Source organism: Streptosporangium sp. DT93, from assembly GCF_049844535.1.
In the GTDB taxonomy this organism is placed as follows: domain Bacteria; phylum Actinomycetota; class Actinomycetes; order Streptosporangiales; family Streptosporangiaceae; genus Streptosporangium.
On sequence record NZ_JBNCLF010000014.1, the window covers coordinates 138189 to 150446 of the forward strand.

Below are 12258 nucleotides of genomic sequence, written 5' to 3' on the forward strand. Positions count from 1 at the left end.
CGGCCGCCCAGGCGGGGACGGCCGGCGGGGAACGGCCCGGCGATCAGACGCCGTCCTCCAGGTCCCCCTCCGACTTGAGGTAGACCTCCTGCAGGTCGCGCAGGACGGCCGGGTCGGGGTGCTCCCACATGCCCCTGTTCGCGGCCTCCAGCAGCCGTTCGGCGATGCCGTGCAGCGCCCAGGGGTTGGACTTCTCCATGAACTCCCGGTTCTCCGGGTCCAGCACGTAGGTCGCGGCCAGCTTGTCGTACATCCAGTCGGCGACGACGCCGGTGGTGGCGTCGTAGCCGAACAGGTAGTCGACGGTCGCGGCGAGCTCGAAGGCGCCCTTGTAGCCGTGCCTGCGCATGGCGGCCAGCCAGCGCGGGTTGACCACCCGGGCGCGGAAGATCCTGGAGGTCTCCTCCGACAGGGTACGGGTGCGGACGGCCTCTGGCCTGGTGCTGTCGCCGATGTAGGCGGCCGGGGCCTTGCCGGTGAGGGCCCGGACCGTGGCGATCATGCCGCCGTGGTACTGGAAGTAGTCGTCGGAGTCGGCGATGTCGTGCTCGCGGGTGTCGACGTTCTTGGCCGCCACCGCGATCCTGCGGTAGGCCGTCTCCATGTCCTCTCTGGCCGGTACGCCGTCGACGTCGCGGCCGTAGGCGAAGCCGCCCCAGACCGCGTACACCTCGGCGAGGTCGGCGTCGTCGCGCCAGTTCCGGCTGTCGATCAGCGGCAGCAGCCCGGCCCCGTAGGCGCCGGGACGCGAGCCGAAGATGCGCATGGTGGCCCTGCGCTCGTCGCCATGCGCGGCCTGGTCGGCGAGCACGTGCGCGCGCACGTAGTTGAGCTCCTCGGGCTCCTCCAGACCGGCCGCCAGCCGTACCGCGTCGTCCAGCATGGCCACCACGTGCGGGAAGGCGTCGCGGAAGAACCCGCTGATCCGGACGGTGACGTCCACCCGGGGGCGGCCCAGCTCGGCGGCCGGGATCGGCTCCAGCCCGGTGACGCGGCGCGAGGCCTCGTCCCAGACCGGCCGCACGCCCAGCAGCGACAGCACCTCGGCCACGTCGTCCCCCGAGGTGCGCATCGCGCTGGTCCCCCAGACCGACAGCCCGACCGAGCGCGGCCAGTCGCCGGTGTCGGCGCGGTAGCGCTCCAGCAGGGAGTCGGCCATCGCCTGCCCGGTCTCCCAGGCCAGCCTGCTCGGCACGGCCTTGGGGTCGACCGAGTAGAAGTTACGGCCGGTGGGCAGCACGTTGATCAGCCCGCGCAGCGGCGATCCGCTCGGCCCTGCGGGCACGTAGCCGCCGTCGAGGGCGTGCAGGATCGCGTCGATCTCGTCGGTGGTACGCGCCAGCCTCGGCACGACCTCCAGCGCGGCGAACCGCAGGATCTCCTCCACCACACCGGGATCCGCGCCGGGATCCGCGCCGGGGTCCGCGCCGGGGTCCGTACCGGGAGCGTCCGTCGCCGGGCGCAGGACCGCGGCGGTCACCTCTGCGGCGGCGGACGCCTCCCAGCCGCGCTCCTCCATGCCCTCGACCAGGGCGCGGGCCAGGGTCTCGGCCTCGTCGACGCCGATCCGCCCGGCGCTGCCGTCCTCGGCCAGGCCCAGGGCCTCGCGCAGGCCGATGAGCGCCTGGCTGCCGGCCCACATCTGCCGGGCGCGCAGCATGGCCAGCACCAGGTCCACGCGCGGCGCACCCTCGGGGGCGGCGCCCAGCACGTGCAGGCCGTCACGGATCTGGACGTCCTTGACCTCGCACAGCCAGCCGTCGATGTGCAGCAGGAAGTCGTCGAACTCGGCGTCGTGCGGCCGGTCGGCGACGCCGAGGTCGTGGTCAAGCCGCGCGGCCTGGATCAGCGTCCAGATCTGGGCGCGGATCGCGGGCAGCTTGGCCGGGTCCATCGCCGCGATGGAGGCGTGCTCGTCGAGGAGCTGCTCCAGGCGGGCCATGTCGCCGTAGCTGTCGGCGCGGGCCATCGGCGGCACCAGGTGGTCGACGAGGGTGGCGTGCGCCCGGCGCTTGGCCTGGGTGCCCTCGCCGGGGTCGTTGACCAGGAACGGGTAGATGAGCGGCAGGTCGCCGAGCGCGGCGTCGGGCCCGCAGGATGCCGACAGGCCCGCGGACTTGCCGGGCAGCCACTCCAGGTTGCCGTGCTTGCCCACGTGGACCACGGCGTGGGCGCCGAAGCCGTCGGCCAGCCAGCGGTAGGCGGCCAGGTAGTGGTGGCTGGGCGGCAGGTCGGGGTCGTGGTAGATGGCGATGGGGTTCTCCCCGAAGCCGCGTGGCGGCTGCACCATCACCACCACGTTGCCGGCGCGCAGCGCGGCAAGCACGATCTCGCCCTCCGGGTCGCCCGACCTGTCGACGAACAACTCCCCGGGGGGCGGCCCCCAGTGCCGTTCCATCCTCTCCCGCAGGTCGGCGGGCAGCGTGGCGTACCACTCGGCGTAGCGGGTCGCCGCGATGCGCACCGGGTTGCCGGCGAGCTGCTCCTCGGTGAGCCAGTCCCGGTCCTGCCCGCCCGCGGCGATCAGCGCGTGGATGAGCGCGTCGCCGTCCTGCTCGGTCACGCCGGGCAGCTCGCCCTCGGCCCCGATGTCGTAGCCGCGCTCGCGCAGTGCGGCCAGCAGGCGCACCAGGCTGGCGGGGGTGTCCAGGCCGACGGCGTTGCCGATGCGGGCGTGCTTGGTGGGGTAGGCCGACAGCATCAGCACCAGCCGCCGCTCGGCGGGCGGCACGTGCCGCAGCGCGGCGTGGCGCACCGCGATGCCCGCCACGCGCGCGGCGCGCTCGGGGTCGGCCACGTAGACGGTCAGCCCGTCCTCGTCGATCTCCTTGAACGAGAACGGCACCGTGATGATGCGCCCGTCGAACTCGGGGATGGCGACCTGGGTGGCGGCGTCCAGCGGGGACAGGCCGTCGTCGTTCTCCTCCCAGGAGGCGCGGCTGCTCGTCAGGCACAGTCCCTGCAGGATCGGCACGTCCAGCTCGGCCAGCGCGCCGACGTCCCACGCCTCGTCGTCCCCGCCGGCCGACGCGGTCGCCGGCCGGGTGCCGCCCGCTGCCAGGACGGTGACCACCAGGGCGTCCACCGTGCGCAGCGCCTCCACCAGGCCGGGCTCGGCCGTGCGCAGGGACGCGCAGTACAGCGGCAGCGCCCGCGCCCCGGCCCGCTCGATCGCCAGGCAGAGCGCCTCGACGAAGGCGGTGTTGCCGGACACGTGGTGGGCGCGGTAGTAGAGCACGCCGACGACCGGCCCGTCCTGCCCGTCCTGCCCGTCCTGCCCGTCCTGGTCGCGCGCCTCGCGCTCCAGCGTCCCCCAGGTCGGGGTGGGGGCGGGGGCGGCGAAGCCGTGGCCGGTGAGCAGCAGCGTGTCGGACAGGAACCGGTGCAGCTCGGTCAGGTTGGCCGGGCCGCCGTGCGCGAGGTAGGCGTGCGTCTCGGCGCAGACCCCGCCGGGCACGGTGGACAGTTCCATCAGCTCGGCGTCCGGTGCCTGCTCGCCGCCGAGCACGACGACGGGCCGGGGCCCGGCGAGGAGGGCGTCCAGTCCCTCCTCCCAGGCGCGGCGCCCGCCGAGCAGGCGTACCACGACCACCTCGGCGCCCTCCAGCAGCGGTGGCAGGTCGTCGACGCCCAGGCGGGCGGGGTTTCCCAGACGGTAGTCGGCGCCGCTCGCGCGGGCGCTCAGCAGGTCGGTGTCGGAGGTGGAGAGCAGCAGGATCACGCGGCACACTCCATCGGCGGTGTCGCACCGCGGTGGGGGAACGGCGAAAGCGGTGTCGCACCGCGGTGGGGGAACGGCGAAAAGCGCACGGAGCATCCTCCCTCGGGGTCCTCGCCCCGGGTCGTCGTCGGCCGCGACGGCTGGAGTCTCCTGGCTCCCGGATCGGTGCTCGCCCCGGCCTTCCCGCCCGTCGCCGGGCAGTGGCCCGGTTGAGGTTCGCTCCCCGGTCACAGTGGCGGGACCGCGCCGGATTCTCACCGGCTTCCTCCCAACGCCATCGCCACCGATGACACTACGGCAGTCCGGCTCTCCGCAAGAAACTGGTATTAGCATCCCGTGCGTGGACATTGCCGACTTTCATGGACGATCCCGGCCTGACGCGTGTCCCGGCGCACTTCAGGTCCATGCCGCCGCCGACGGCGGCCTGGCCCGTGTCCGCGTGCCCGGAGGCCGCCTGACCCCCGACCGGCTCCGGGAACTCGCCGAGGCGGCCCGCCTCCACGGTGACGGGGCCCTCGAACTCACCTCCCGGGCCAACGTGCAGGTCCGGGGTCTCGCCCCGGACGAGGAGCACGGATTCGCCGCGCGGATGGCGCGGGCGGGCCTGCTGCCCTCGACCACCCACGAGCGGATCCGCAACATCCTGGCCTCCCCGCTGACCGGCCTGGACGGTCCCGGCGGCGGGGGGATCGCCGACGTCACGCCGCTGATCGGCGAGCTGGACCGGCGGTTGTGCGCCCGGCCCGCGCTCGCCGCCCTTCCCGGCCGGTTCATGTTCGCCCTCGACGACGGGCGCGGTGACGTCGCCGGGCTGGGCGCGGACGCCACGGTCGTGTTCGTCGCTCCCGACCGGGTCGCGCTGCTTCTCGCCGGGACCGACACCGGCCTGCGCGTCGGGGCGGATACGGCCGTGACCGCCCTGCTGGCCGCCGCCGAGGCGTTCCTCGACGAGCTGGCCGCCCGGGACGTCACCGCCTGGCGGATCTCCGAGCTCCCCGACGGTCCCGTCCTGGTCGCCGATCGCGTGCTGACCGCCCTCACCGCGCGGGTGACGCCCTTCGAGCCGGTACGACCGCGACCCGTGGCGCTCGGACCGGTGGGACTCGTCGGAGACTCCGCGCGCGTCGCGCTCGGGGTGGCCGTGCCCCTGGGGCGGCTGACCTCCGACCAGGCGCGGCTGCTCGCCGGCCTCGCCTCCGGCGGGGAGATCCGCCTGACCCCCTGGCGCGGCGCGGTCCTGCCCCGCCTGGCCCCCGCCGAGGCCGCGGACGCGGCCGGCCGGCTGCGGGCCGCCGGTCTGGTCGTCGACCCCGCCTCGCCGTGGATCGGCGTCACGGCCTGCGCGGGCCGTCCCGGCTGCGCCAAATCCCTGGCCGACGTGCGGGCCGACGCGACCGCCGTCGTCGCCCTGGCCCCGCCCTCCCGGCGCCCGTACGGCACCGATACGCTCCCCGTGCACTGGGCGGGCTGCGCCAGACGCTGCGGCCGTCCCAGGGGGCGGGTCGCCGACGTGGTCGCCACCGGCCACGGCTACCACCTGGAGCTTGACGGCACCGGCCTGACCTGCTCCGGCATCGAGGAGACCGCGGCCGCGGTGACGGCCGCCAGAGGGGAACTGTGATCGACTACGTCCGCGACGGCGCGGAGATCTACCGCCGCTCCTTCGCCACCATCCGCGCCGAGGCCGACCTGGGCGCGCTGCCCCCGGACGTCGCCCGGGTGGCGGTCCGCATGATCCACGCCTGCGGGATGGTCGACCTGGTGAACGACCTGCGCTGGTCGGCCGGGGTGGTGCCGGCGGCCCGCGAGGCGCTCCTCGCGGGCGCCCCGGTGCTCTGCGACGCCATGATGGTCGCCTCCGGGGTGACCCGGCGCCGCCTGCCCGCCGGCAACGAGGTGATCTGCACGCTCGGCGACCCCCGGGTCCCGGCCCTGGCCGAGGAACTGGGCACCACCCGCAGTGCCGCCGCCCTGGAGCTGTGGCGCGACCGGCTCCAGGGATCGGTGGTCGCGATCGGCAACGCGCCCACCGCGCTGTTCCGGCTGCTGGAGATGGTCGAACAGGGAGCCGGGCGTCCGGCCGCCGTGCTGGGCGTCCCGGTCGGCTTCATCGGCGCCGCCGAGTCCAAGCAGGCCCTCGCCGAGCACCCGTCGAACCTGGAGTACCTGGTCGTGGACGGGCGCCGGGGTGGAAGCGCGATGACCGCCGCCGCGGTCAACGCGATCGCGAGCGAGGAAGAGTGAACGACGACGTGGGCGACACCATGGGCGACAACGCGGGCCACACCGTGAACGACACCACGAGCGGCACCGCTGGCGACGGCGCGGGCCACACCGTGAGCGCCGGCGCACACGCAGGCGTGACCGTACGCGCGACCGGGCGGCTGTGGGGCGTGGGGCTGGGGCCGGGCGATCCCGAGCTGGTGACCGTCAAGGCCGCCCGCCTGATCGGCGAGGCCGACGTGATCGCCTTCCACAGCGCCCGCCACGGCCGGAGCATCGCCCGTTCGGTGGCCGTCCCCTACCTGCGCGAGGGCCAGGTCGAGGAACCCCTCATCTACCCGCTCACCACCGAGACCACCGACCACCCGGGCGGCTACCAGGGGGCGATCGACGACTTCTACGCCGACTGCGCCGAGCGCCTCGCCGCCCACCTGGACGCCGGGCGCGACGTGGTGGTGCTGTGCGAGGGCGACCCGCTCTTCTACGGCTCGTACATGCACATGCACAAGCGCCTGTCGCACCGCTACGTCACCGAGGTGGTACCGGGCGTGACCTCGGTGAGCGGCGCCTCGGCCGTGCTGGGACGCCCGCTGGTCGAGCGCGACGAGGTGCTGACCGTGCTGCCGGGAACGCTCCCGGCCGAGGTGCTCGCCGAACGCCTCGCCGCCACCGACTCGGCGGCGGTGCTGAAGCTCGGCCGTACCTTCACCAAGGTCCGTGACGCCCTCGCCGAGGCCGGGCGTCTGGACGAGGCGTGGTACGTCGAGCGCGCCACCACCGGGCAGCAGCGCATGGCACCGCTCGCCGAGGTCGATCCGGCCGGCGTGCCGTACTTCTCGCTGGCCCTGATCCCCAGCCCGGTCAACGCGGCACACCCCGCTTCCACCGGCTCCCCCGCCACCACCGCTCAGGCTTCCGTTCCGCCCGGCACCACGGTCACGGTCTCCGTGCCTGCCTCCGTGCCTGCCTCCGTGCCGGTCGGCGGGCCGGTCGAGGCGCCGGTCGGTGTGCCGGTCGGCCGGCACGCCACGGGCGGGGACCGGTCGCGCGGCGAGGTGGTCGTGGTGGGGCTCGGCCCGGCCGGGCGGCCCTGGCTGACCCCCGAGGCGCAGGAGGCGCTGGCCGCCGTCGACGAGCTCGTCGGGTACGGCCCCTACCTGGACCGCGTCCCGCCGAACCCGCGCCAGCGCCGCCACCCCACCGACAACCGGGTGGAGGCCGAGCGGGCCGCGCACGCGCTGGAGCTGGCCCTCACCGGGTCCCGGGTGGCGGTGGTCTCCTCGGGCGACCCGGGGGTCTTCGCGATGGCCAGCGCGGTGCTGGAGGTGGCGTGCGAGCCGAGGTTCGCCGGCGTGCCGGTCCGCGTGCTGCCCGGCCTGACCGCGGCGCACGCGGTGGCCAGCAGGGCCGGGGCTCCCCTGGGCCACGACTACTGCGTGCTGTCGCTGTCGGACCTGCTCAAGCCGTGGGAGGTGGTCGCGGGGAGGATCAGCGCCGCCGCGCGGGCCGACCTCGTCCTGGCGATCTACAACCCGGCCTCCCGCAGCCGCACCTGGCAGGTGGCCGCCGCCCGCGACCTGCTGCTGGAGCACCGCGTCCCGCAGACGCCCGTGGTGATCGGCCGCGACGTCGGCGGAGCCGCCGAGAGCGTGACCGTCACCACCCTGGGCGACCTGGACCCGGCCGCGGTCGACATGCGCTGCCTGCTGCTGGTGGGCTCCTCCACCACCCGGGTCGCCGAGCGGGGTGGCGGCCGGGTGGTCTTCACCCCCCGCCGCTACCCGGCATGACCTCCGCCACCGCCGGGGACGGCCGCGTCCTCCAGCCAGGCGAGCGCGGCCGGCACGTCCCCCACCGCGGGCACCCCCGCGGGCGGGGGCGGGCGGCGTACGATCACGACCGGCAGCCCGAGCTCGCGGGCGGCCCGCAGCTTCGCCGTGGTCATCTCGCCGCCGCTGTCCTTGGTCACCAGCACTTCCACCCGATGCTCGCGCATCAGGGCCGTCTCCCCCTCCACGGTGAACGGCCCCCGGCTGAGCAGCACCTCCGTCCGGCGCGGCATCGGCGGCTCGGGCGGGTCCACCGAACGGGCCAGGAACCAGTGGTCGTCGAGGCCCGCGAAGACCGGCAGGCTCCTGCGTCCGGTCGTCAGGAACACCCGCTCCCCCAGCGACGGCAGCAGCCCGGCGGCGGCCTCCAGCGACGTCACCCAGCGCCAGTCGTCCCCGGGGCCCGCCTGCCAGCCGGGACGGCGCAGGATCAGCAGCGGCAGGCCGGTCCGCCCCGTCGCCTCGACCGCCGAGGCGGTCATCCGGGACGCGAACGGGTGGGTGGCGTCCACCACCGTGTCGATCCCCCGCTCCGCCAGCCAGGCCGCGAGCCCGCCGGGACCGCCGAACCCGCCCTCGTGCACCTCCCCCACCGGCAGCTTCGGATCGCGCACCCGGCCCGCGAGCGACGACACCACGTGCGTGCCCTCGCGCCCGGCCAGCGCGGCGGCCAGCCTCCTGGCCTCGTCCGTACCGCCCAGGATCAGGATGTTCGGCACCCCGCCACCTCTCCCCGCTCGCACCGTCGGATGCTTGGACCATGAGCACTTCCCTGCGGCACGGCTGGACCACCGGCGCCTGCGCGACCGCGGCCACCGCGGCCGCGTACACCGCCCTGCTGACCGGTGAGTTCCCCGACCCGGTGCGGATCACCCTGCCCGGCGGGCGACGCCCGGCCTTCGCCCTGGCCGTCGAGGAGCTCACCGGCGCCACCGTGGCCACCGGGGCCGCGACCGGGACCGCTGCCAGGGCGGCGGTGGTCAAGGACGCCGGTGACGACCCCGACGTGACGCACGGCGCGCTGATCTCCTCGACCGTACGGCACGGCGCCCCGGGCTCCGGGGTGGCCTTCAGTGCCGGCCCCGGCGTGGGCACCGTCACCAAGCCCGGCCTGCCGCTGCCGGTGGGCGAACCCGCGATCAACCCGGTCCCCCGGACGATGATGCGCGAGCACGTCGCCGAGGTCGCGGCCCGGCACGGCGGGAGCGGCGACGTGCTCGTGGAGATCTCCGTGGAGGGCGGCGAGGAGCTGGCGAAGAGGACCTGGAACCCGCGGCTGGGCATCCTGGGCGGCCTGTCGATCCTCGGCACGACCGGCATCGTGGTGCCCTACTCGTGCTCGGCCTGGATCGACAGCATCCGCCGCGGCATCGACGTGGCCAGGGCCGCGGGCCACACCCACGTCGCCGGCTGCACCGGCAGCACCTCCGAGAGGGTCGCCGCCGAGCTGTACGGGCTTCCCGACGACGCGCTGCTGGACATGGGCGACTTCGCCGGGGCGGTGCTGAAGTACCTGCGCAGGCACCCCGTCCCCCGGCTGACCGTCGCCGGGGGCATCGGCAAGCTCTCCAAGCTCGCCGACGGCCACCTCGACCTTCACTCCGGGCGCTCCCAGGTCGATCCGGGGATGCTGGCCGGGCTCGTCCGCTCCGCGGGCGGGGACGAGGGCCTGGCCGGTCGCGTCCTGGAGGCCAACACGGCGCTGCACGCGCTGCACCTGTGCCAGGAGGCGGGGCTTCCGCTGGGCGACCTGGTCGCCGAGGGTGCCCGCCGCACCGCCGCCGGGGTACTGCGCGAGGCGCCGGTGATCGTGGACGTGGTGGTCATCGACCGCGCCGGCACCGTCGTCGGCCGCGCCGGCTGATCCCGCCCGGCGCGGCGTCGCGCAGGCCGGTCGCCGCACCACGCGGGCCCGGCGCCGCACCGCGCGGGTCAGTCACGGCAGCGCGCGGCCGAGTACAGGTGGCTGTCGGGGAACTCCGAGGCGGTCAGCACCCGGCCCACCACGATCACCGCCGTCCGCAGGATCCCGGCCCGTCGCACCTGCTCGGCGATGTCGGCCAGGGTCCCGCGCAGGATCACCTCGTCGTCGCGGCTGGCCCTGGCGACCACCGCCACCGGGCAGTCGGCCCCGTAGTTGGGCACGAGTTCCGCCGCGACCTCCCCGATCCGCTGCACCGCCAGGTGCAGCACCATCGTGGCCCGGCTCCGGCCCAGCGTGCCGAGATCCTCGCCCTCGGGCATCGGGGTGGCCCGTACCGACGTGCGGGTCAGCACGATCGTCTGCCCCACCCCCGGCACGGTCAGCTCGCGCCGCAGCGACGCCGCGGCGGCCGCGAACGCGGGCACCCCGGGCACCACCTCGTACGGCACCCCCTCGGCGTCCAGCCGGCGCATCTGCTCGGCCATCGCGCTGAACACCGACGGGTCGCCCGAGTGCAGCCGGGCCACGTCGTGCCCGGCCCGGTGCGCGGCGACCATCTCCGCGACGATCTCCCCCAGCGCCATCCTGGCCGTGTCGACCAGCCGCGCGCCCGGCGGGCAGGACTCCAGCAGCTCCCGGGGGACGAGCGACCCCGCGAACAGGCAGACCGGCGCGGCCTCGATCGCCCGCTGTCCCCGTACGGTCACCAGGTCGGCGGCACCCGGCCCGGCACCGATGAAACGCACCGTCATCGCTCCCCCTCGCCCCTGACCGCGACCCAGACGGTGACCGGCATCATCGGCCGCCAGCCGGTGAACCCTCCCACCGGGGCCGCCCTGCTGACCGCCAGCCGTACCAGCTCGCCCCCCAGCTCGCCGTGCCAGGAGGCCAGGACCGCCTCCGACTCGACGGTGACCGCGTTGGCCACCAGCCTGCCCCGCGGCCGCAACGCCTCCCAGCACGCCTCCACCACCCCCGGCACGGTCACCCCGCCGCCGACGAAGACGGCGTCGGGACGCTCCAGGCCCGCCAGCGCCGCCGGAGCGGCACCGACCACCACCTCCAGGCCGGGAACGCCCAGCGCGGCGGCGTTACGGGCGATCGCCGCCGCCCGGCCGGGACGCGACTCCACCGCCACGGCCCGGTTGTCCGGATGGGCGCGCATCCACTCCACGCCGATGCTGCCCGCCCCCGCCCCGACGTCCCACAGCAGCTCGCCGGGGGCGGGGGCCAGCCGGGAGAGGGTGACCGCGCGCACCTCCCGCTTGGTGAGCTGGCCGTCGTGCTCGAACGCCTCGTCCGGCAGGCCCGGCAGCCGGGGCAGCGCCACCGTGCCGGCGTCGGCGCGGCACTCCACGGCCACCACGTTGAGGTCGTGGGACGCCGCCGGGGACCACCCGGCGGCCGTGCCGGTGACCGCCCGCTCCTCGGCGCCGCCGAGCCGCTCCAGGACCGTCATCGCGCTCGCCCCGTACCCGCGGGCGACGAGTAGTGCGGCGACCGCGGCCGGGGTGCGGCCGTCGGCGCTGAGGACCAGGAGGCGGCGGCCGTCGTGCAGGGCCGGGTGCAGCACCTCGGGCGGGCGCGTCACGAGGCTGACCACCTCGACCCGGTCGGCCGCCCAGCCCAGCCGGGCGCAGGCCAGCGATACCGACGAGGGGTGCGGCAGCACCCGGACCCGGTCGGCGCCCAGCAGTCGCACCAGGGTCGCGCCGATCCCGTGGAACATGGGGTCGCCGCTGGCCAGCACGCACACCCGGCGGCCCCGATGGGCGTCGATCAGGCCCGGCAGCGCCGGGAGCAGCGGTGAGGGCCACACCACCCGTTCGGCGCTGGGCTCGGGAACGAGCGCGAGCTGCCGCGCGGCGCCCATCAGCACCTCGGCGGCGTGCAGCTCCCACCGCGCCGCCCTGGAGAGACCGGCCCACCCGTCCGCCCCGATCCCCACCACGGTCACCAGGTCGGTCACCGGGCCGGTCACGGAAACGGTCGCGGGACCGGCGGCGGAACCGGTGAAGGGGTCAGACATTGCCCAGCACCCGGGTGATACGGATCTCCACCACCACGCGGGCCGGGTTCTCGCGCGGCACCCGGTACCGCTCGGCGTAGCGGCGCTCGGCGTCGGCGACCGACTCCGGGTCGGTACGGATCACCGCCCGCCCCTCCAGCGTCGACCAGCGCCGCCCGTCCACCTGGCAGACCGCGACCGCCGCGCCCCCCTCGCCCGCCGCCAGCACGTGCCGGACCTTGTGCGACCCGCCCGACGTGATCACCCGGGCGATCCCCGCGTCCGCGTCCAGCGTCACCCCCACCGGGACCACGTGCGGGGTGCCGTCGGCGCGCACGGTGCTCAGCGTGCACAGGTGACGCTCCCGCCAGAAGGCGCGGAGCTCCTCCCCGAGATCCCTCACCGACCCCACCCCTCCCCATGCCGTTCCGTCGGGCGACATGCTAGTCCTGCCCCCGCGGCACCGGCGGACCGCACCGGCCCGGCGCGCCTCACCCGCCCGCCCGTACGAAACCGCACGCCACCCGCGTCCGCTCACCCGCCGGTCACACGG

The 12258-nt window shown here is 75.6% G+C and carries 9 protein-coding genes and 1 riboswitch; of the genes, 4 read left to right on the forward strand and 5 right to left on the reverse strand.

Translation table 11 applies throughout. From position 1 onward, the window contains the following. Positions 1-43: 43 nt before the first annotated feature. The gene (gene cobN, locus ACLQ2R_RS27215) at positions 44-3721 is read right to left on the reverse strand and encodes a cobaltochelatase subunit CobN (protein WP_425963500.1); all 3678 of its coding nucleotides are present in this window, start codon (positions 3719-3721) and stop codon (positions 44-46) included. Between the two features lie 121 nt (positions 3722-3842). Continuing rightward, positions 3843-4015, reverse strand: a riboswitch (cobalamin riboswitch). Here cobN and cobG point away from each other — a divergent pair. From cobG to ACLQ2R_RS27230, 3 genes are all read left to right on the forward strand, one after another. Further along, positions 4008-5342, forward strand: a complete 1335-nt coding sequence (gene cobG, locus ACLQ2R_RS27220) for a precorrin-3B synthase (protein ID WP_425963502.1) — start codon at positions 4008-4010, stop codon at positions 5340-5342. It overlaps the preceding riboswitch by 8 nt. Continuing rightward, the gene (locus ACLQ2R_RS27225; protein ID WP_425963504.1) at positions 5339-5965 is read left to right on the forward strand and encodes a precorrin-8X methylmutase; all 627 of its coding nucleotides are present in this window, start codon (positions 5339-5341) and stop codon (positions 5963-5965) included. The genes cobG and ACLQ2R_RS27225 overlap by 4 nt, the downstream gene beginning before the upstream one ends. A gap of 116 nt (positions 5966-6081) precedes the next feature. Further along, positions 6082-7734: a precorrin-2 C(20)-methyltransferase gene (locus ACLQ2R_RS27230; RefSeq protein WP_425963644.1), complete on the forward strand. Its 1653-nt coding sequence runs from the start codon at positions 6082-6084 to the stop codon at positions 7732-7734. Here the strand turns inward: ACLQ2R_RS27230 and ACLQ2R_RS27235 are convergent. Continuing rightward, positions 7722-8492: a cobalt-precorrin-6A reductase gene (locus tag ACLQ2R_RS27235; RefSeq protein WP_425963505.1), complete on the reverse strand. Its 771-nt coding sequence runs from the start codon at positions 8490-8492 to the stop codon at positions 7722-7724. The genes ACLQ2R_RS27230 and ACLQ2R_RS27235 overlap by 13 nt on opposite strands. 41 nt (positions 8493-8533) lie before the next feature. Here ACLQ2R_RS27235 and ACLQ2R_RS27240 point away from each other — a divergent pair, with 41 nt between their 5' ends. Next, positions 8534-9637, forward strand: coding sequence for a cobalt-precorrin-5B (C(1))-methyltransferase (locus tag ACLQ2R_RS27240; protein ID WP_425963506.1), 1104 nt, complete (start codon positions 8534-8536; stop codon positions 9635-9637). Positions 9638-9705: 68 nt separating this feature from the next. Here the strand turns inward: ACLQ2R_RS27240 and cobM are convergent, their stop codons facing one another. Genes cobM through ACLQ2R_RS27255 form a run of 3 tightly spaced genes read right to left on the reverse strand, consistent with a single transcriptional unit; the run spans position 9706 to position 12147 of the window. After that, a complete protein-coding gene (gene cobM / locus ACLQ2R_RS27245) occupies positions 9706-10449 on the reverse strand; it encodes a precorrin-4 C(11)-methyltransferase (protein ID WP_425963507.1) in 744 nt (247 codons plus the stop codon). Then, the gene (cbiE, locus tag ACLQ2R_RS27250) at positions 10446-11726 is read right to left on the reverse strand and encodes a precorrin-6y C5,15-methyltransferase (decarboxylating) subunit CbiE (RefSeq protein ID WP_425963508.1); all 1281 of its coding nucleotides are present in this window, start codon (positions 11724-11726) and stop codon (positions 10446-10448) included. The genes cobM and cbiE overlap by 4 nt, the downstream gene beginning before the upstream one ends. After that, a complete protein-coding gene (locus ACLQ2R_RS27255; protein WP_425963510.1) occupies positions 11719-12147 on the reverse strand; it encodes a pyridoxamine 5'-phosphate oxidase family protein in 429 nt (142 codons plus the stop codon). Before ACLQ2R_RS27255 ends, cbiE begins: the two co-directional genes overlap by 8 nt. Positions 12148-12258 lie beyond the last annotated feature (111 nt).

Excerpts from the sequence above, each read along its gene's own strand:
- cobM (WP_425963507.1), bottom strand. The coding sequence starts at position 10,449 with ATGACGGTGCGTTTCATCGGTGCCGGGCCGGGTGCCGCCGACCTGGTG.
- ACLQ2R_RS27255 (WP_425963510.1), bottom strand. The coding sequence starts at position 12,147 with ATGTCGCCCGACGGAACGGCATGGGGAGGGGTGGGGTCGGTGAGGGAT.
- ACLQ2R_RS27240 (WP_425963506.1), top strand. The coding sequence starts at position 8,534 with ATGAGCACTTCCCTGCGGCACGGCTGGACCACCGGCGCCTGCGCGACC.
- cobG (WP_425963502.1), top strand. The coding sequence starts at position 4,008 with ATGACACTACGGCAGTCCGGCTCTCCGCAAGAAACTGGTATTAGCATC.
- cbiE (WP_425963508.1), bottom strand. The coding sequence starts at position 11,726 with ATGTCTGACCCCTTCACCGGTTCCGCCGCCGGTCCCGCGACCGTTTCC.